The sequence below is a fragment of the Leisingera sp. ANG59 genome (assembly GCF_013317235.1).
GTDB lineage: Bacteria > Pseudomonadota > Alphaproteobacteria > Rhodobacterales > Rhodobacteraceae > Leisingera.
Map to the genome: position 1 here is coordinate 79,573 of NZ_WLCM01000005.1, position 17,442 is coordinate 97,014.

20 protein-coding genes are annotated in these 17,442 nt (G+C 65.0%); 10 read left to right on the forward strand and 10 right to left on the reverse strand.

The window, feature by feature from the left end; translation table 11 throughout:
* Window positions 1-3: 3 nt before the first annotated feature.
* From GKC28_RS06710 to argH, 5 genes are all read right to left on the reverse strand, one after another.
* Window positions 4-2,631, reverse strand: a complete 2,628-nt coding sequence (locus GKC28_RS06710) for a TIGR02302 family protein (protein WP_174146132.1) — start codon at window positions 2,629-2,631, stop codon at window positions 4-6.
* Window positions 2,632-2,679: 48 nt separating this feature from the next.
* Window positions 2,680-3,945, reverse strand: a complete 1,266-nt coding sequence (gene lysA / locus GKC28_RS06715; RefSeq protein ID WP_174146133.1) for a diaminopimelate decarboxylase — start codon at window positions 3,943-3,945, stop codon at window positions 2,680-2,682.
* A gap of 538 nt (window positions 3,946-4,483) precedes the next feature.
* On the reverse strand, window positions 4,484-4,636 hold the full coding sequence (locus tag GKC28_RS06720) for a hypothetical protein (protein ID WP_174146134.1): 153 nt from the start codon (window positions 4,634-4,636) through the stop codon (window positions 4,484-4,486).
* Between the two features lie 92 nt (window positions 4,637-4,728).
* Window positions 4,729-4,905 carry a hypothetical protein gene (locus tag GKC28_RS06725; RefSeq protein ID WP_174146135.1) on the reverse strand — a complete coding sequence of 59 codons (177 nt, stop codon included), beginning with the start codon at window positions 4,903-4,905 and terminating at the stop codon, window positions 4,729-4,731.
* Between the two features lie 35 nt (window positions 4,906-4,940).
* Window positions 4,941-6,335 (reverse strand): argininosuccinate lyase, encoded by a 1,395-nt coding sequence (gene argH, locus GKC28_RS06730; RefSeq protein ID WP_174146136.1) that lies wholly within the window; start codon window positions 6,333-6,335, stop codon window positions 4,941-4,943.
* 22 nt (window positions 6,336-6,357) lie between these two features.
* Here argH and GKC28_RS06735 point away from each other — a divergent pair, with 22 nt between their 5' ends.
* Entirely contained in the window at window positions 6,358-6,930 is a 573-nt protein-coding gene (locus tag GKC28_RS06735) for a TlpA disulfide reductase family protein (protein WP_254604173.1), read from the forward strand.
* 2 nt (window positions 6,931-6,932) lie between these two features.
* Here GKC28_RS06735 and GKC28_RS06740 read toward each other — a convergent pair whose 3' ends face one another.
* Window positions 6,933-7,223 (reverse strand): phosphotyrosine protein phosphatase, encoded by a 291-nt coding sequence (locus GKC28_RS06740; protein ID WP_217433998.1) that lies wholly within the window; start codon window positions 7,221-7,223, stop codon window positions 6,933-6,935.
* Between the two features lie 158 nt (window positions 7,224-7,381).
* Between GKC28_RS06740 and GKC28_RS06745 the strand changes: the two genes are divergently transcribed.
* From GKC28_RS06745 to phbB, 6 genes are all read left to right on the forward strand, one after another.
* Window positions 7,382-7,723, forward strand: coding sequence for a hypothetical protein (locus GKC28_RS06745; protein WP_174146139.1), 342 nt, complete (start codon window positions 7,382-7,384; stop codon window positions 7,721-7,723).
* A gap of 76 nt (window positions 7,724-7,799) precedes the next feature.
* Window positions 7,800-8,198, forward strand: a complete 399-nt coding sequence (locus GKC28_RS06750) for a hypothetical protein (protein ID WP_174146140.1) — start codon at window positions 7,800-7,802, stop codon at window positions 8,196-8,198.
* Window positions 8,195-9,127: a sterol desaturase family protein gene (locus GKC28_RS06755; protein WP_174146141.1), complete on the forward strand. Its 933-nt coding sequence runs from the start codon at window positions 8,195-8,197 to the stop codon at window positions 9,125-9,127. The genes GKC28_RS06750 and GKC28_RS06755 overlap by 4 nt, the downstream gene beginning before the upstream one ends.
* 126 nt (window positions 9,128-9,253) lie before the next feature.
* The gene (locus GKC28_RS06760; RefSeq protein ID WP_174146142.1) at window positions 9,254-10,090 is read left to right on the forward strand and encodes an EAL domain-containing protein; all 837 of its coding nucleotides are present in this window, start codon (window positions 9,254-9,256) and stop codon (window positions 10,088-10,090) included.
* Window positions 10,091-10,570: 480 nt separating this feature from the next.
* Window positions 10,571-11,746 carry an acetyl-CoA C-acetyltransferase gene (locus tag GKC28_RS06765; protein ID WP_174146143.1) on the forward strand — a complete coding sequence of 392 codons (1,176 nt, stop codon included), beginning with the start codon at window positions 10,571-10,573 and terminating at the stop codon, window positions 11,744-11,746.
* A gap of 189 nt (window positions 11,747-11,935) precedes the next feature.
* The gene (phbB, locus tag GKC28_RS06770) at window positions 11,936-12,658 is read left to right on the forward strand and encodes an acetoacetyl-CoA reductase (protein ID WP_174146144.1); all 723 of its coding nucleotides are present in this window, start codon (window positions 11,936-11,938) and stop codon (window positions 12,656-12,658) included.
* 91 nt (window positions 12,659-12,749) lie between these two features.
* Here phbB and GKC28_RS06775 read toward each other — a convergent pair whose 3' ends face one another.
* On the reverse strand, window positions 12,750-12,911 hold the full coding sequence (locus GKC28_RS06775) for a hypothetical protein (RefSeq protein ID WP_174146145.1): 162 nt from the start codon (window positions 12,909-12,911) through the stop codon (window positions 12,750-12,752).
* Window positions 12,912-13,024: 113 nt separating this feature from the next.
* On the opposite strand from GKC28_RS06775, the gene GKC28_RS06780 reads away from it, so the two are divergent.
* Both GKC28_RS06780 and GKC28_RS06785 read left to right on the forward strand, forming a co-directional pair.
* Entirely contained in the window at window positions 13,025-13,972 is a 948-nt protein-coding gene (locus GKC28_RS06780) for a transcriptional regulator GcvA (protein ID WP_174146146.1), read from the forward strand.
* Window positions 13,969-14,832, forward strand: coding sequence for a DMT family transporter (locus tag GKC28_RS06785; RefSeq protein WP_174146147.1), 864 nt, complete (start codon window positions 13,969-13,971; stop codon window positions 14,830-14,832). Before GKC28_RS06780 ends, GKC28_RS06785 begins: the two co-directional genes overlap by 4 nt.
* A 79-nt stretch (window positions 14,833-14,911) precedes the next feature.
* Here the strand turns inward: GKC28_RS06785 and GKC28_RS06790 are convergent, their stop codons facing one another.
* From GKC28_RS06790 to GKC28_RS06800, 3 genes are all read right to left on the reverse strand, one after another.
* Window positions 14,912-15,085: a YdcH family protein gene (locus tag GKC28_RS06790; RefSeq protein WP_174146148.1), complete on the reverse strand. Its 174-nt coding sequence runs from the start codon at window positions 15,083-15,085 to the stop codon at window positions 14,912-14,914.
* Window positions 15,086-15,319: 234 nt separating this feature from the next.
* Complete coding sequence (locus tag GKC28_RS06795; RefSeq protein WP_174146149.1) at window positions 15,320-16,087, reverse strand: tRNA1(Val) (adenine(37)-N6)-methyltransferase; 768 nt, start codon at window positions 16,085-16,087, stop codon at window positions 15,320-15,322.
* Window positions 16,088-16,097: 10 nt separating this feature from the next.
* Window positions 16,098-16,313, reverse strand: a complete 216-nt coding sequence (locus tag GKC28_RS06800; RefSeq protein ID WP_174146150.1) for a DUF2007 domain-containing protein — start codon at window positions 16,311-16,313, stop codon at window positions 16,098-16,100.
* 57 nt (window positions 16,314-16,370) lie between these two features.
* Here GKC28_RS06800 and GKC28_RS06805 point away from each other — a divergent pair, with 57 nt between their 5' ends.
* A complete protein-coding gene (locus GKC28_RS06805) occupies window positions 16,371-17,369 on the forward strand; it encodes a polyprenyl synthetase family protein (protein WP_174146151.1) in 999 nt (332 codons plus the stop codon).
* Window positions 17,370-17,442 lie beyond the last annotated feature (73 nt).

The window sequence follows — 17,442 nt, forward strand, 5'->3', positions numbered from 1 at the left end:
GGGTCAGAACCGGTCCAGCAGCCGCTGAAGATAGCTGCGCTCGCGGTCGCTGCGTTCGCGCTCTCCGGCCCGGCGGCGGATGTCCTCCAGCAGATCCCAGGCGCGGCGGTAGGCCGTGCCTTCGCCCACCTTGCCGCCGTCATTGATACTGCCGTTGTTGCGGCCCAGCGGGTCCAGCCGGTCCCCCTGCGCGGTGGCAGAGGGCTGCTGCCCGTTCTGCTGCCCCGGCTGCTGCTGTTGCGCCAGCGCCTCGCCCAGGCTGCGCATGCCTTCGCGCAGCGCCTCCATGGCGTCCGACTGGCGGTCGATCGCCTCGGCATTGTCGCCACCGCGCAGCGCCTCCTCGGCGCCCTCCATTGCGCGGCCCGCGCGGTCCAGCGCCTCGCGCGCGGCGTCGCCGGCCTCACCGCCCAGATAGGGCAATCCTTCACGCTGCCGCTGCAGCTGCTGGCGCAGCGCCTGCTGCCGGTCGGCCAGCGAGCCGCCCTGTCCCGGCTCTTCGCGCCCGTTGCCGCCCTGGCCGTCCGGGTTGCGGCTCTCGGCGCCTTCGCCGCCCTCACCATCACCGCGGTCGCCGCCCTGACCGCCCTGATGGCTCTGGCCGCGGCCCAAGCCGCCGTCGCGGCCCTCATTGCCCTGGCTTTCGCCGCTTCGGGCGCCGGGGTTGAACTGCTCCTGCAGATCGCGGAAAGCCTGATCCGACAGCCCCTGCTGCTCGCGCAGGGTTTCGGCCAGCCCCTCCATCGCCTCGCGGCCTTCGTTGCCCTGGCCCTGCCCCTGCTGCGAGCGGGTCATCCGCATGTTTTCCATCATCTCCTGGAACTCGCGCAGCGCCTGTTCGGCCTCGGCCATGCGGCCCTGCTCCATCAGCTCCTGGATGCGGTCCATCATTGCCTGCAGGTCGTCCTGGCTGAGCGTCATCATGTCCTCGGGCATATCACCCGGATTCATCAACTCGCCGTTTGCCTCTGCCTGACGGCTGAGCTGGCGCATGTAGTCCTGAGTGGCCTCGCGCAGTTCCTGCATCAGCCGGGCAATCTCCTGGTCGCTGGCACCGTCGCGCATCGCCTGGCTCAGCCGCTCCTGCGCCCGCTGCATCCGCTCCAGCGCGTCGCCCACGTCGCCCTCTTCCAGCTGGATTGCCAGATCCCACAGCGCGGCGGCGATCTCCTCCTGCTGCGGCTCAGAGATCGTACCGGCAACGGTGTAGCTCTCCAGCCGCCGCAGAATGGTGCGCAGCCGCAGGTAATCGCCGTAGTCGCGGAACAGCCCCTCCGGGCGGTGCGTCAGGGTGCGGATCACCTGCGCCGCCCGCACCGCGTTGGCGCGCGCCCACAACAGGTCGCGGCGCTGTTCGATCACAGCCGCGGCCAGCGGATCAAAGAAACGGCGGGTCAGCAATTCAGCGCCATATCCCGCGGCGGCAGACGACTGGCCTGCCTCATCCACTGCCGAGAAGGTGAAGACCACCGGCAGGTTGGCCCAGGGGTGCTGGGCAAAATCCTCGACCAGCTTTTCGGTAAAATCCTTGCGCGAGCCGGACAAGGGCAGCGGCAGATCCAGCACAATCGCCTCCCGCGGGTCAGGCTCCGCGGCCAGCCCGTGCTGCCGCTCGACCGCCGCCAGGTCCAGCGCGATGCGCACCTGGCCTGCCGCCACGCCGTAGTCATCCTGCGCCGCAAATCCCAGGGTGGTGTAGCCGTCGTTTTCCAGCTCCGGCTCACCCGCGACAGCCACCATGGGAGGGTTGTCCGGGATCACTTCCACCTGCCAGCTGCGCCCGCCATCGCCCTCGATGGCAAAGCTGCCGCTGCGGGTGACGTCGAATTCCATGGCGGTCTGCGGGGTGTCCGCATCGCCGCCCTGCTGCCCGGTGACGGTCTCGGCCAGTTCCAGCGCGCCCACCTCTCCGTAGAAACGCAGGGTCACGCGGCTGCCCTCCGGCAGTTTTAGCAGGCCGGCGTCCTGGTCATTCAGATAGAGCACCGGCAGGCGGGTGTAGGCGGGCGGTTCCGCCCAGCCTTCCCAGGCCGGGCCGTTCAGTGCCGCGCTGCCGCCTGCCCCCAGGTCCCTGACCGTGGCCAGCTGCCATATCGAGCCGAACAGAACCGCCACTGCCAGCATGAGCCCCGCCATATAGCGCAGGCCGTAGGGATCGGAAGATGCAATGTTCAGATCGGGCGCGGGCGCCTTTGCCTCGGCAGCCGCCGCAGCCATCCGGCGCTGGTGTGCCTGCCACAGCGCGGCTGAGGCGGCATCTTCTGCGCCGATGGCCTGGGTATCCAGCAGGGCAGAAACCGGGCGGCCCGGCAAGGTTTGGTCCAATCGTTCCAGCGCTGCGGCCCTGCTGGGCCAGCGGAAACGCCAGAGCCCCCAGCCCAGCGCCGCGGTGGCAGCCATCAGCACTGCCATCGCGCCGGTCCAGACCAGCCGCTCCGGCAGCATCTGGTGCAGTCCCAGCATCAGCGCCGCCAGCGCCGCCATCAGCACCGAGGCCAGCGGCCAGAAGCTGCGCAAGGCACGTTCCGCCACCAGCCCGGCCTGCGTCAGGCGCAGGGGCCAGCGCACCTGTTTCAGGACCGGATCGGCCTGCTGGCCGGCCCGGCGGTCAGTTCGGCGAAGAAAGGGCATTCGGGCCTCATGATCTGATGGCCCGCGCCGGATCGCGCCCGGATCGCTTCAGAGCCACTCCGGGATGGTATCGCGGTTTATCATCTCTTCATAGTCCGGCCGCCGGCGAATAACCGCGAATTGATCCCCGTGCACAAGCACTTCGGGGATCAGCGGGCGCGAATTGTACTCGCTCGCCATCACTGCGCCATAGGCGCCGGCGCTGCGGAAGGAGACCAGATCGCCCGCTGCCAAGGGCGGCAGGTCGCGCTGCTTGGCAAAGGTATCGCCGGTCTCGCAGACCGGGCCGACGATGTCATAGGGCTGGCTTTCCACACCTGCTGCGGCTTCCTCGACCGGGATGATGTCGTGATGCGCCTCATACATCGCCGGGCGGATCAGGTCGTTCATCGCCGCATCCAGGATCAGGAAATCGCGCCCCTCGCCTGATTTCACATAGATCACTTTCGACACCAGCTGGCCCGCATTGCCCGCGATCAGCCGGCCCGGCTCAATCTCGATCTCGCAGCCCAGGTGGCCCAGGGTCTCCTTGACCATCTGGCCGTATTCCACCGGCAGGGGCGGCGCAGTGTTGGAGCGTTCGTAGGGGATGCCGAGACCGCCGCCCAGGTCCAGGCGGCGGATATCATGGCCATCGGCGCGCAGGGTTTCGGTCAGCTCTGCCACCTTCTGATAGGCCAGCCGGAACGGCTCCAGGTCGGTCAGCTGCGAGCCGATATGGACGTCGATCCCCACCACCTCCAGCCCCGGCAGCGCAGCGGCGCGGGCATAGACCTCGCGGGCGCGGGCAATCGGGATGCCGAACTTGTTCTCGGATTTGCCGGTGGCGATCTTGGCATGGGTCTTGGCGTCGACATCCGGGTTCACCCGGATGGTGATCGGGGCCTTGGTGCCCAGTTCCTGCGCCACGGCGCTGATCACCTCCATCTCCGGTTCGGATTCCACGTTGAACTGGCGGATTCCGCCGGTGAGCGCCACGCGGATTTCCTCTGCCGTCTTGCCGACGCCGGAAAACACGATCCTGTCGCCCGGCACGCCCGCCGCCCTGGCGCGCAGGTATTCGCCCTGGCTGACCACATCCATGCCCGCGCCGGCCTGCGCCAGGGTCTTCAGGATCGCCTGGTTGGAGGCGGCCTTCATCGCAAAGCAGACCAGATGCTCGGTGCCCTCCAGCGCCTCGTCGAACAGGCGGAAATGACGCAGCAGCGTGGCAGTGGAATAGACATAGAACGGAGTGCCCACCGCCGCGGCGATCTCGGAGATGGGAACGTCTTCGGCGAAAAGCGCGCCGTCGCGGTAGAGAAAATGGTCCATGCCCCGCGTTTAGGGCAAAAGGGGCAGATGGATCAAATGATTCCGCCCGCAGCCCCTGCCGGAAGCAAAGGCGCTCTCCCGCCCGCCGCAAACGCATCAAGGATGCGGTCGCGCCGGTTGGGTCCGGCGCCTCGCTGGCGCGCGGCGGGTCTTGAGTATTTGGGCAAAGAAGAAGCCCCCGTCTCTACTTCTTTGCAAAAATACTCACTGCGCAATGGCAGCGGCAAAGGCGATGCCCGGGGTGTTGCGCTTCATGCGTACGCCGCCGTCACAGCATCTTAAGCCCCATATGACAGGATGCTTGCTGATCGCGGTCACTCGCCGGGCCTGACACCCCCGGCACCCAGGAACAGGGCCCTTTGGCAAGGGCGCGCAGAGACAACGTTCAGCGTGCGGGAGGAACCTCCCGTCCCGCCTCCGCCCCTTGGCGGCGCCGCCCCCCCTTACCGCTGATAGACAGCATATCAGGTACGGAACACACCAAAGCAGACGGCAACCGGACGGGAGACAAGCCCGCTCCGGCCATCTCGCGTGTCTGCTAGAATGTGGTGGACACCCCAACCCGGCCATAACCGGAAACCTTGACCCCGGTTGCGGCGGGTTCGGTTTTTTGCGGCGGGCTGGACGCCGGGGCGCCGGTGTCGCAGGCGGCCAGGCCAAGAAGAGCCAGAACGGCAAGAACTGCTTTCATCGCAATATCCCTGAAATCAAAAGCCGCCCCGGCATTGCGACGGGGCGGCTTCGAAATGGTTGTTCAGCAAGGCCGCATCAAGGGCCAGGGGGCTAGAAGCCCAGCAAAACGCTGAGCGGCCCCTTGTGCAGACCCACGGCACCGCCGACGTGGACGCCGCCGCTGCCGACGCCGACACCGGCGTTCAGGGTCGGCTGCACCGGCTCTCCGTCCGCCCCGCAGGCCGAAAGCACTGCCAGTCCCAGCAAAGCAAAGATCATGTTGCGCATTGTCTGCCTCCTTGCCGCGGCCAGCCCTTGCAGGCTCAGCCTGCCAGCACCTCTTTCCAGCGGGCCACCTGCGCGCGCACCTGGGCGGGTGCAGTGCCGCCGTAAGACATGCGCGAGCTTACCGAGTTTTCGACGCCGAGCACAGAGAAGATGTCCTCGGTAATGCCTGCGTGCACGCCCTGCATGTCCTCCAGAGTGAGGTCCGGCAGGTCGCAGCCGCGGTTTTCGGCCATGGCAACCAGGGTGCCGGTCACATGATGGGCATCGCGGAACGGCACCTTCAGCACCCGCACCAGCCAATCAGCCAGGTCGGTGGCAGTGGAGAAGCCGGATCCCGCAGCCGCGGCCAGCGACTCGCGGTTGGCACTCATGTCCTTGACCATGCCCTCCATCGCCGCCAGCGCCAGCATCCAGTTGTCGGCGGCGTCAAAGACCTGCTCCTTGTCTTCCTGCATGTCCTTGGAATAGGCCAGCGGCAGACCTTTCATCACCATCATCAGCGCGGTGTTGGCGCCGAAGATCCGGCCCACCTTGGCGCGGATCAGCTCAGCCGCGTCCGGGTTCTTCTTCTGCGGCATGATCGAAGAGCCGGTGGAGAAACGGTCGGACAGGGTCACGAAGCGGAACTGGGCGGAGGACCAGATCACCAGCTCTTCGGCAAAGCGGCTGAGGTGCATGGCGCAGATCGACGCCACCGAGAGGAACTCCAGCGCGAAGTCGCGGTCAGACACCGCATCGAGCGAGTTGGCGGTCGGCCGGTCAAAGCCCAGCGCGCTTGCGGTCATCTCCCGGTCGATCGGGAAGGAGGTGCCAGCCAATGCCGCCGAACCCAGGGGTGATTCGTTCATCCGGACGCGGGCATCGCGCACGCGGGACAAATCGCGGCCGAACATCTCGACATAGGCCATCATGTGGTGGCCCCAGGTCACCGGCTGCGCGGTCTGCAGGTGGGTAAAGCCCGGCATCACCCAATCGGCCCCCGCCTCGGCCTGCGACAGAAGCGCGCGGATCAGCGCCAGCAGCCCCGATTCCGCCGCGTCCAGCTGGTCACGCACCCAGAGTTTGAAATCGGTCGCCACCTGGTCATTGCGGCTGCGGCCGGTGTGCAGACGGCCCGCAGGCTCGCCGATGATCTCTTTCAGGCGGGCCTCCACGTTCATGTGGATGTCTTCCAGCGCGGTGGAAAACTGGAAAGTTCCGCCCTCGATCTCTGACAAAACGGTGAGCAGCCCTTCCCGAATGGCCTCGGCATCATTATCCGTAATGACACCTGTGGCGGCGAGCATCGCCGCATGGGCCCTGGAGCCGGCAATGTCCTGCGCCGCCATCCGCTTGTCGAACCCGATCGAGGCGTTGATCGCCTCCATGATCGCGTCCGGGCCAGCGGCAAAGCGGCCGCCCCACATCTGGTTCGAGGATTGATCTGTCATGGTGTGGAACCCCGGAGATAATATGCGTCTGTTTCGTCAGCTTTCCCTTTATATGGCCCTGACCTTGGGTGCAAATGCCGCCTTTGCAGCGGACCTCGCGCAGCTTGAGGGCTTGCGCGATGGCTCGATGAAGAAGCTGGTCGTGCATGCCGAGCCGCGCGACGTGTCCGCCGCCGCCTTTGATCTGGCCGACGGCGCCGGCACAGCGACTCTGGGCGATTACCAGGGCAAGATCGTTCTGCTCAATTTCTGGGCCACCTGGTGCGCCCCCTGCCGCAAGGAAATGCCGCAGCTGGAGGAGCTGCAGCAGGAGTTCGGCGGCGAGGATTTTCAGGTGCTGACAATCGCCACCGGCCGCAACTCCCCCGCGGGCATCCAGAAGTTCTTTGACGAGAACGGCATCAACAGCCTGCCCCGCCACCAGGACCCGAAGCAGGCGCTGGCGCGGGAGATGGCGGTGATCGGCCTGCCGATCACGGTGCTCCTGGACCGCGACGGCAAGGAGGTCGCCCGGCTGCTGGGCGATGCCGAGTGGAACTCCGAGAGCGCCAAGGCGATTATCAGTGCGATGATCGCAAAAACCGAAGGCAGCTGACCTTAGAGCCTCAGGAGGTGCCGCTGCTTCGGCTCAAGCACCTCCACCAAAGCCGGCTCCATATACCCGTAGTTGTCCGGAACGCCTAGAACGGCGACCTTCTTATGCGCCAGCAGATTTCCGAACTGGCCCGCCAGCTTGCTCCGTTGGCGCTTTTCCATCACTGCGATCACATCCGCCCAGGCGATATGCTCTACTGAAATCCGCTCGTCCGCATCCCGGCTTAATCCGGCAAAATCGGCTTCGACGCCCGCCCAGGAGGCAGCAATATCCGCAGCAGTTGGACTGCGCATCCGCGCCTTGCCGCATACAAAAAGAACACTGACCATGATCGGCAGATAGCATGAGACACCGGGGCCGGGAGAGCCCCGCGTGATCCCCGCTCATTTCGCACTACCTGTAACCTGAGGGACGCCCGGACAAGGCGCCCGCGTTCAGGGTGGAGAGTGATATGAAACCTGTTGTGTTACTGATCGGAAAGCTGCCGCATGTGATCGGCAATGTGGCTGAGGAGCTGGACCATCTGCCGATCCACTGGCTGGGTGCGCATGATCAGCCCGAGGTGGTGCGCCAGCTGGAAAACGAGCCGCGCATCGAATGCGTGATCATGGGCGCGGGCCTGGATGACCAAATCCGCGGCGATCTGATCGGCATCATCGCGGCGTTGCGGCCCGATGTTTGCATCCACCTCAAGGACCGGGCCTCCGGCCCCGAAGGGCTGGTGCCTTTTGTCGAGCGGGTGGTGCAGATGCAGGTGCTGAGCCGCCCCCGCGGCGCCGCCATGGCGGGGTAGAAGCGGCCGGGCTTGACCCCACGCCACCTTTGACAGCTTCCCAGCGGGCCGCCAGTCTGCCCGCGGGAGGGCTCGCATGCCGCTGGAATTGCTCTTGGCCCTGGTTCTGGGCGGGATATCTGGAATTGCGGTGCTGCTGCATTTGACCGGGCGCTCCCGGCTGGCTGTGCTGAGCGCTGAGACCGCCCGCACCGGCTGGCTGCGCCATTTCCCCGGAGACAAGATTTCGAAAGTACTGCCTGCCGCCAGCGGACAGGCCGTGCTGGTGCTGACCGAAGGCGGGCCCGGGCTGCTTTGGGTTTTTGGTGCCGACACCGTGGGCCGCCGTCTGGCTGAAAGCAAAATCCGCGAAACTGCCACCGGGCTGCGCTTTGAGTTCAATGACTTTGCCGCCCCCGGCCTCTCCCTGCCCCTGTCCGATGGCGAGCGCCTGCAGTGGCTGGCGCTGATCAGCCCCCCAGAGGAGGCCGCATGACCGGAGATATCTCCTACCCTGACGCCACGCAGCTGGCGGTGCCCTTCTTCATCGCCGCCATCCTCGCCGAGTTCCTGTGGATCGCCTTGATGCGGCGCGGCGGCCGGTATGAGACCCGCGATGCCGTCACCTCCCTTATCATGGGAGCGGGCAGCGTCGCCGAGGGGCTGCTGCTGGGCTTCATCGCCTGGGGCTTCCTGATGACCCTGTGGCAGCTGACACCGCTGGACATGGGCACCTCGATCTGGGCGGTGCTGGCGTGCTTTGTGCTGGACGATCTGCGTTACTACTGGGTGCACCGCTTCGGCCACCGGGTGCGCTGGGTCTGGGCGTCGCACGTGAATCATCACTCCAGCCAGCACTACAACCTGACCACGGCGCTGCGGCAGACCTGGACCGGCACCTTCACCTTCATGATGGTCGTGAAGGCGCCGATGGTTCTCTTGGGGTTCCATCCGGCGCTGGTGCTGTTCTGCGGCGGGCTGAACCTGATCTACCAGTTCTGGATCCACACCGAGGCGGTCACCCGCCTGCCCCGCTGGTTCGAGGCGGTGATGAACACCCCCAGCCACCACCGCGCCCACCATGGCAGGAACCCGCGCTACCTGGACTGCAACTATGCCGGCGTGTTCATCATCTGGGACAGAATGTTCGGCACCTTCGTGCCGGAACAGAACCACGACCGCCCCGATTACGGGCTGGTGCACAACATCGCCACCTTCAATCCGCTGCGGGTCGCGTTTCACGAATGGATCGGCATTTTCCAGGACATGGCCCAGCCCGGCCTGACCTGGAAGCAGCGGCTGCTCTATGCCATTGCGCCGCCCGGCTACAGCCATGACGGCAGCCGCGACACCTCTGCCGGTATCAAGGCTGCGCATCTGGCCCGCCACCCCGAGGACGCGGGCACCCCGGGCTTCGGCGGCTGACCAGCGGCCCTGCGGCAGCCGGATCGTTCAAATTTGATCCTTAATCCCGTCTCAACCCTTTTGCGGCAACCTGCGGGGAGCATCATACTGTCCCCAACTTAGCGGCAAACAGGGCTCCAGCAGCACATGAACAAACGAAACGCCAAGGCAGATCTTCCCGAAGGGGCCGATAGCCCGCTGAATGCGGCGGTGGCCGGACGCGACCGCTCGACACTGGACATGGTGGAAGACGCGGTGCGGCACAATCAGACGGTGCTGGCCTACCAGCCCGTCATGCAGGCGATGGCGCCGCATGGCACCGCCTTCTACGAGGGCTACATCAGGGTGCTGGACCCCACCGGCCGGGTGATCCCGGCCCGTGAATTCATGCATGTGGTCGAGGACAAGGAGATCGGCCGCGAGATGGACTGCCTGGCACTGCAGCACGGGCTGAAGGCGCTGGAGAAATACCCGCAGGTGCGCCTGTCGGTGAACATGTCAGCCCGCTCCATCGGCTACCGGCGCTGGCAAAAGGTGCTGGACCGCTTCCTGAACCGTGATGCCAGCCTGGCCGAACGGCTGGTGCTGGAAATCACCGAAGCCTCCGCCATGGCGGCGCCGGAACTGGTCACTGATTTCATGAGCCGGATGCAGCAGCACGGGATTGCCTTTGCGCTCGACAACTTCGGCGCCAGCACAACCGCGATTGGCCATTTCCGCCAGTTCTTCTTTGACGCGGTCAAGATCGACGGCCAATTCGTGCGCGGCATCCATGCCAGCCACGACAACCAGGCGGTGGTCCGCGCGCTGATCGGCATTGCCAAGCAGTTCGACATGTTCGTCGTGGCGGAATCGGTCGAAAGCCAGGCGGACGCGGAGTTCCTGGTGGAAAACGGCGTCGACTGCCTGCAGGGCTACCTGTTCGGCGCCCCCTCTGTCACCCCGCCCTGGATTGAAGAGATGAAACGGCAGGAAGCCGGCTGACCCTCAAGCACACTGGCGCCTGCAAGACGCGGCAGCCCTGCCGCCGCCCCTGTGCGGAGGGGGCCGCCTGGGGTATCCGGGTGGTGCGGCGGCCTTCCGCCTGCCGGTTCCAGCCCCTGACAGCAAGGCGGCTGCAATTGACGCCCGCACAGCAAAAGCCTCAGCATCCGGCCTGCCTGCCGGCATTTGCGCCAGTCTTTTCAACGGCTTTGCCGGCGCCGCCGGGGCTGCCCCGCAGCGGGCAGCATTGCTGCCTTGCAGCATCACCGCCCCCGGCTGACGGAAATCCTGCCGTTCTGGACGTATCTCGCGGTTGACTCTGCCGCACCCCCTGAGACACGCTGTCAATTGCTGCACGTGCAGCAATAGATTATGTCGGGAACCGGAGTAACCGGGAAAGATTCTTGCGCGGACGCCTATCCAGGCGTGTGCCCAGGCTTTCCCGGAAGACCTGAATTGATGGCAGAGGACCAGAAATCAATGACCAATGTTGTAATCGCATCCGCCGCGCGCACCGCCGTCGGCTCCTTTGGCGGCTCGTTCGCCAACACCCCCGCCCATGACCTGGGCGCCGCGGTGCTGGAAGCCGTGGTGGAACGCGCCGGTGTGGACAAATCAGAAGTGTCCGAGACCATCCTCGGCCAGGTGCTGACCGCGGCGCAGGGCCAGAACCCGGCCCGCCAGGCGCACATCAATGCAGGCCTGCCCAAGGAAAGCGCCGCCTGGGGCATCAACCAGGTTTGCGGTTCCGGCCTGCGCGCCGTGGCGCTGGGGGCGCAGCACATCCAGCTGGGCGATGCCTCCATCGTGGCGGCCGGCGGCCAGGAAAACATGACCCTGAGCCCCCATGCCGCGCATCTGCGCGCCGGCCACAAGATGGGCGACATGAGCTATATCGACACCATGATCCGCGATGGTCTGTGGGACGCCTTCAACGGCTACCACATGGGCCAGACCGCCGAGAACGTGGCTGAGCAGTGGCAGATCTCCCGCGACATGCAGGACGAATTTGCGGTTGCCTCGCAGAACAAGGCGGAAGCGGCACAGAAGGCGGGCAAGTTCGCTGATGAAATCGCGGCCTTCACTGTGAAGACCCGCAAGGGCGACATAGTTGTGGATCAGGACGAATACATCCGCCACGGTGCCACCATGGAAGCAATGCAGAAGCTGCGCCCGGCTTTCACCCGTGACGGCTCTGTCACCGCCGCCAACGCCTCCGGCCTGAACGACGGTGCCGCCGCCACCCTGCTGATGAGCGCCGATGAAGCAGAGCGCCGCGGCATCGAGCCGCTGGCCCGCATTGCGTCTTACGCAACCGCCGGTCTGGACCCGTCGATCATGGGCGTCGGCCCGGTCTATGCCTCCCGCAAGGCGCTGGAAAAGGCTGGCTGGTCGGTGAATGACCTGGATCTGGTCGAAGCCAACGAAGCCTTTGCCGCTCAGGCCTGTGCCGTGAACAAGGACATGGGCTGGGATCCGTCGATCGTGAACGTGAACGGCGGTGCCATTGCCATCGGCCACCCGATCGGCGCCTCCGGCTGCCGGGTGCTGAACACGCTGCTGTTCGAAATGAAGCGCCGCGGCGCCAAGAAAGGCCTTGCCACCCTGTGCATCGGAGGCGGCATGGGCGTCGCCATGTGTGTCGAGCGCCCATAAAACCGGCAACAAACCGTAAAATGAGAAGGACGCCCCCGTGGCGTCCTTTTTCTTTTACACTGCAGGTCTATACTGCAGGTGCGACAATTTTTTCGCGGCAACGCAGAATTATGCTGAGCAATATTGTTGCGCTCACCTACTGGAATCTGTAGCAAGATTACCAAGAGACTATGACTGGAGGATTCTTTAATGGCACGTACTGCACTCGTCACCGGCGGCTCCCGCGGCATCGGCGCAGCAATTTCCCAAGCGCTGAAGGCGCAGGGCTGCAATGTGGCCGCAACCTATGCCGGCAATGACGAAGCCGCGGCAAAATTCACCGAGGAAACCGGCATCAAGACCTACAAGTGGAACGTCGGCAGCTACGAGGACAGCGCTGCGGGCATCGCCAAGGTCGAAGAGGAATTGGGCCCGATCGACATCGTTGTGGCCAATGCCGGCATCACCCGCGACGCGCCGTTCCACAAGATGACGCCGCAGCAGTGGCAGGAGGTGATCGAAACCAACCTGACCGGCGTGTTCAACACCGTGCACCCGGTCTGGCCCGGCATGCGCGAGCGCAAGTTCGGCCGCGTCATCGTGATCTCCTCGATCAACGGCCAGAAGGGCCAGTTCGCGCAGGTGAACTATGCCGCCACCAAGGCAGGCGATCTGGGCATCGTGAAGTCGCTGGCCCAGGAAGGCGCCCGCGCCGGCATCACCGCCAACGCGGTCTGCCCCGGCTATATCGCCACCGAAATGGTGATGGCGGTGCCGGAGAAGGTGCGCGAGGCGATCATCGGCCAGATCCCGGCAGGCCGCCTCGGCGAGCCGGAAGAGATCGCCCGCTGCGTGGCCTTCCTGGCGTCTGACGAGTCGGGCTTCATCAACGGCTCGACCATCTCCGCCAACGGCGCGCAGTTCTTCGTCTAAGCTGTTTTGACAGTTGAAACGGCAAGGGCCGGTCCATCTGGACCGGCCCTTTTCCTATCCCGTAAGTGCCTTCTCTCGAATAAGAGCGCGCTCAGGCCCAGCGGGAAACCTTGGGGCGGAGGGCTGGCACTGGCTTCTTGCCGAACAGCCGGGTCCACGCCTGTTTCAGCCCGGTCTTCAATACCTGGCCGCGCGCGGCATGGGCGCGGGCCATAGCGGACTTGACGGCGGCATCAGCAGTATATTCCAGCATTTCAAACCTCCTTCTCAGATCAGTATCCTTTACCTGCATCCAATATGAGGACGTTCCGTCAAACGCACAAACGAGACTTTGCAGGACTTCAGTTAAGGTATACTTATGCGAACATGACTGACCGCCTGCCGCCCCTCACCGCTTTGCGCGCCTTTGACGCCGCCGCCCGCCACATGTCCTTTGCCAAGGCGGCAGATGAGCTGAACGTAACCCCTGCGGCGCTGTCCTTTCAGATTAAATCGCTGGAGGAGCATCTGGGCCAGCCGCTGTTCCGCCGCCTGAACCGGGCGGTGGAGCTGACCGAGGCAGGCGAGACGCTGGCCCCCGGCGCGGCAGAGGGTTTCCGCACCTTGGGGCAGGCCTGGCAAAGCACCCGGCGGCTGCTGGATGAGACTACGCTGACGGTCACAGCCGGGCCTGCGCTGACGGCAAAATGGCTGGCGCCGCGGCTGTTCGAGTTTGCCCGCACCCACCCGGAGATCGAGCTGCGGCTGTCGGCCTCTCTCAAGGTGGTGGACCTGCGCCGCGGCGATGTGGATGTGGCGATCCGCTTTGGCGTCTCGGACGATGTGGGCCTTGCGTCTTATGGCACAAGGCCGGACTGGCTGACACCGGTGATGACGCCGGAGCTGCATGAGCAATTCCCCACCCCGGACTCACTGATGAGCGCGCCGCTGATCTTTGACGATTCGATCAGCAAGGTGGCCCCGGGCTGCGACTGGCCAACCTGGTTCCAGGCGGCGGGGGTCGGCTTTACACCAACCAGCGGCACCCATTTTTCCGCCCCCGACCATGCCATTGACGCCGCCTGTGCGGGTCTTGGCGTGGCGCTGGGGCGGCGGCCGCTGATCATCAAGGACGTACGCGAGGGGCGGCTTGTGGCGCCCTACAAGATCGCCATCCAGTCCGACGCCCGGTTCCGCTTCCTGTGCCTGCCGGAAGCCAAGGACCGGCCGCAGATTGCTGCCTTCCGCGACTGGTACTTTGCAGAGATCGAGAAAACCGCGCATATGTGGGGCGACATTAAAATCATCCCGATTCAGGACCTCCAATCCCAATGACCAAGACCCGCGCGACCGCCATTGGTTTCATCGCTGTATTGCTGTGGGCGCTGCTGGCGCTCTTGACCGTTGGCTCTGCCCCCACGCCGCCGCTGCTGCTGAATGCGCTGTGCTTCACCATCGGCGGCACGCTGGGGATCATCTGGACCGCGGCCAGCGGCAAGCTGAAGCAGCTGCGCCATGTGCCGGTGCGGGTCTATATCTTCGGCACACTGGGGCTGTTCGGCTATCACGCGCTCTATTTCTCGGCGCTGCGGCTGGCCCCGGCGGCGGAGGCCGGGCTGATTGCCTATCTGTGGCCGCTGCTGATCGTGCTGTTTTCCGGCCTGCTGCCCGGCGAGAGGCTGAAAGCGGGGCATCTGACCGGGGCAGGCCTGGGCTTCGCCGGGGCGGCCACCATCATTTCCGGCGGTGGTGAGGGGTTTCAGGCGCAGTACCTCCCGGGCTACGGTCTGGCGCTCTTGTGCGCACTCACATGGTCCGGCTATTCGGTGCTGTCGCGGCTGGTGGGCGGGGCGCCGACCAGTTCGGTTGCGGTGTTCTGTCTGGCCACTGCCGTGGCTTCCTGGGGGCTGCATTTCATGCTGGAGGAGACCGTGTGGCCCGCTGGCACCCTGGGCTGGATCTCGACCGTACTGCTGGGCCTCGGCCCGGTGGGACTGGCATTTTACGTCTGGGACATCGGCGTCAAGCAGGGGGATATCCAGATGCTGGGAACCAGCTCCTACGCCGCGCCCCTGATGTCGACACTGATCCTGGTGCTGGCGGGGATTGCCACGGCGTCCTGGGGCCTAGCGCTGGCGGCGGCGCTGATCACCGGCGGAGCGCTGATCGCAGCCCGGGCCAGCGCCGGCAAGTAACCCCTCAAACGAATGGAGGGCCGCCGCATTGGCAGGCCCTCCGGTTGACTGTGCCGGGCTATGCCCCGGCGGGAACTCTTCAGACGGCTTCGGCTGACAGGCGCGTGATTTCTTCCTTCAGCTTCAGCTTTTGCTTTTTCATTGCTGCGATTTCCAGATCGTCGGTACTAGGCGATCGTTGGGCCTGTTCCACTTCCATGCTCAGATGCTCGTGCTTCTTCTTAAGTTCGGTCAGATGCGAGCTGAGGCTCATGGCAACCCTCCTTTATTGAGCTAGATGTGTTTGACTTAAGGAGTGGAGCATATGTTCACGCGTCTGTCACGCTGCAGCCGCACGATTTTTGTCATGAAATTTTCATATCGGCTATGCGCCGCGCATTTTGCCGCAGGGCAGAGCGCGTTTTTGCAGAAACCTGCATATTTGGATTCTCCAAAGGTTGAATCCGGCACGCGCCGCCCCTAAATTTGCGCCGCCGGGAAAACCGCCCTAACCCGGCCAGGGCAAGTCGGCACCATCGCGCAGGATGGCGCGGATTTCGGGGCGGTAGCTGTCTCCGTCTCGCTCATGCCGGGCGCCTTCATGCAGAATCAGCGGGGCATGAAGACGGAAATCCGCTCGGCCGCCCTTGCGCGCACGCAGGATCACCAGTTCTGCAGCCCGTCCGTTGCGCGGCGCCAGCGGCAAGACTTCGACCGACCCAATGCGGCCGTCACAGGCCGCCAGCATGTCCGGCAGCCGGTCGGCACGCTGGATCATGTGCAAATAACCTTTGGGCGCGAGGCGGCGGGCCGCAGCGGCGATCCAGTCCGCCAGCGGTGTGCCCTCTCCCAGCGCCACCTTCCGGCCGTCGTCGCGGGCCTGGCTGTGGGCACCCGCCTTGTAGTAAGGCGGATTGGCAATGACGTGGTGGAACTGGCGCTGTTTCAGCGGCTCCGGGAGGGCGGAAAGGTCGGCCTCGAAAACCTCGGCATCCTGGCTGTTGGCTTGGGCGTTGCGGCGGGCCAGATCCGCGTAAGTCGCTTGCAGCTCTACCCCCGCCAGCAACAGCCCCGGCACCCGGCAGCCCAAGCACAGGAGCGCCTGACCGGCGCCGCAGCCCAGCTCCAGCACCGCTTCCCCGGCCCGCGCGGGAACGGCGGCTGCCAGCAGCACCGGGTCGACCCCGGCACGGTAGCCGCGCGCCGGCTGCCACAGCTGCACCCTGCCGCCGAGGAAACCATTGCGGGTCAGCTCATCATCGGAAAAGGCTGTCATCGTACGGGCCTCACCGGCCAAGCGGGATTTCATTATCGCGCATCACATTCACGGCAGCGTCGTAGTCATCCTCGTGAACCATCAGACGGCGCGGGAAAATTCCGATCCCGCCTTCCAGGATGCTCATATTTACGTCCATTTGAAAGCAGTCTATATCCTCTCCCTCAAGGAGGGCAGAGGCAAAGGCCATGATCGTCGGATCGGTGCTGCGCAGAAGCTCTTTCATGGGGATGGATCTAAGGGCAAGGCGCAGGCGTTGTCGAGACTTGCGAGCGGGAAAGTGATGGACCAAGTGATGACCAGGAAACCGCATGAGATGCTGGCCGCGACGCTGAGCCAGGAACTGGACGCGGTGAACGCGCTGATCCGCACCCGGATGGCCTCCAAGCACGCGCCGCGCATCCCAGAAGTGACCGCGCATCTGGTTGAGGCCGGCGGCAAACGGCTGCGGCCGATGCTGACGCTGGCGGCGGCGCGGCTGTGCGGCTACGAGGGCGACCATCACCTGAAACTGGCGGCGACGGTGGAGTTCATCCACACCGCCACCCTTCTGCATGACGATGTGGTCGACGAAAGCGGCCAGCGGCGCGGCCGCCCGACTGCGAACCTTCTGTGGGACAATAAGAGCTCCGTTCTGGTGGGCGATTACCTGTTTGCCCGCAGTTTCCAGCTGATGGTCGAGACCGGAAGCCTGCGGGTGCTGGACATTCTGGCGAACGCCTCTGCCACCATTGCCGAGGGCGAAGTGCTGCAGATGACCGCGGCGTCGAACCTGAAAACCGATGAAGACGTCTATCTGCAGGTGGTGCGCGGCAAGACCGCGGCGCTGTTCTCCGCTGCGACCGAGGTGGGCGGGGTGATTGCCGGCGCATCTGAGGCGCAGGTGAAGGCGCTGTTCCAGTACGGCGACGCGCTTGGGATCGCCTTCCAGATTGCCGATGACCTGTTGGACTACCAGGGCGACAGCAAGGCAACCGGCAAGAATGTCGGCGACGATTTCCGCGAGCGCAAGCTGACGCTTCCGGTTATCAAGGCAGTGGCGCAGGCCACGGACGAGGAGCGCGCTTTCTGGAGCCGCACCATCGAGAAGGGAAAGCAGGAAGACGGCGACCTGGAGCAGGCACTGGCGCTGATGGCCAAGTACAAGACGCTGGAAGCCACCCGCGAGGATGCCTATGGCTGGGCCGCCAAGGCGCGCGCGGCGCTGGAGCTGCTGCCCGATCACGAGATCCGCACCATGCTGAGCGATCTGGCAGACTACGTGGTGTCGCGGCTGAACTGATGCGCTAAGGGGCTTTGCCCCTCGCGCCTGCGGCGCTCACCCCAGAGTATTTTTACAAAGAAGAAGCGGGCAG

Coding starts and splice junctions, on each gene's coding strand:
- GKC28_RS06710 (WP_174146132.1), bottom strand. CDS start 2,631: ATGCCCTTTCTTCGCCGAACTGACCGCCGGGCCGGCCAGCAGGCCGAT.
- lysA (WP_174146133.1), bottom strand. CDS start 3,945: ATGGACCATTTTCTCTACCGCGACGGCGCGCTTTTCGCCGAAGACGTT.
- GKC28_RS06720 (WP_174146134.1), bottom strand. CDS start 4,636: ATGAAAGCAGTTCTTGCCGTTCTGGCTCTTCTTGGCCTGGCCGCCTGC.
- GKC28_RS06725 (WP_174146135.1), bottom strand. CDS start 4,905: ATGCGCAACATGATCTTTGCTTTGCTGGGACTGGCAGTGCTTTCGGCC.
- argH (WP_174146136.1), bottom strand. CDS start 6,335: ATGACAGATCAATCCTCGAACCAGATGTGGGGCGGCCGCTTTGCCGCT.
- GKC28_RS06735 (WP_254604173.1), top strand. CDS start 6,358: ATGCGTCTGTTTCGTCAGCTTTCCCTTTATATGGCCCTGACCTTGGGT.
- GKC28_RS06740 (WP_217433998.1), bottom strand. CDS start 7,223: ATGCGCAGTCCAACTGCTGCGGATATTGCTGCCTCCTGGGCGGGCGTC.
- GKC28_RS06745 (WP_174146139.1), top strand. CDS start 7,382: ATGAAACCTGTTGTGTTACTGATCGGAAAGCTGCCGCATGTGATCGGC.
- GKC28_RS06750 (WP_174146140.1), top strand. CDS start 7,800: ATGCCGCTGGAATTGCTCTTGGCCCTGGTTCTGGGCGGGATATCTGGA.
- GKC28_RS06755 (WP_174146141.1), top strand. CDS start 8,195: ATGACCGGAGATATCTCCTACCCTGACGCCACGCAGCTGGCGGTGCCC.
- GKC28_RS06760 (WP_174146142.1), top strand. CDS start 9,254: ATGAACAAACGAAACGCCAAGGCAGATCTTCCCGAAGGGGCCGATAGC.
- GKC28_RS06765 (WP_174146143.1), top strand. CDS start 10,571: ATGACCAATGTTGTAATCGCATCCGCCGCGCGCACCGCCGTCGGCTCC.
- phbB (WP_174146144.1), top strand. CDS start 11,936: ATGGCACGTACTGCACTCGTCACCGGCGGCTCCCGCGGCATCGGCGCA.
- GKC28_RS06775 (WP_174146145.1), bottom strand. CDS start 12,911: ATGCTGGAATATACTGCTGATGCCGCCGTCAAGTCCGCTATGGCCCGC.
- GKC28_RS06780 (WP_174146146.1), top strand. CDS start 13,025: ATGACTGACCGCCTGCCGCCCCTCACCGCTTTGCGCGCCTTTGACGCC.
- GKC28_RS06785 (WP_174146147.1), top strand. CDS start 13,969: ATGACCAAGACCCGCGCGACCGCCATTGGTTTCATCGCTGTATTGCTG.
- GKC28_RS06790 (WP_174146148.1), bottom strand. CDS start 15,085: ATGAGCCTCAGCTCGCATCTGACCGAACTTAAGAAGAAGCACGAGCAT.
- GKC28_RS06795 (WP_174146149.1), bottom strand. CDS start 16,087: ATGACAGCCTTTTCCGATGATGAGCTGACCCGCAATGGTTTCCTCGGC.
- GKC28_RS06800 (WP_174146150.1), bottom strand. CDS start 16,313: ATGAAAGAGCTTCTGCGCAGCACCGATCCGACGATCATGGCCTTTGCC.
- GKC28_RS06805 (WP_174146151.1), top strand. CDS start 16,371: ATGGACCAAGTGATGACCAGGAAACCGCATGAGATGCTGGCCGCGACG.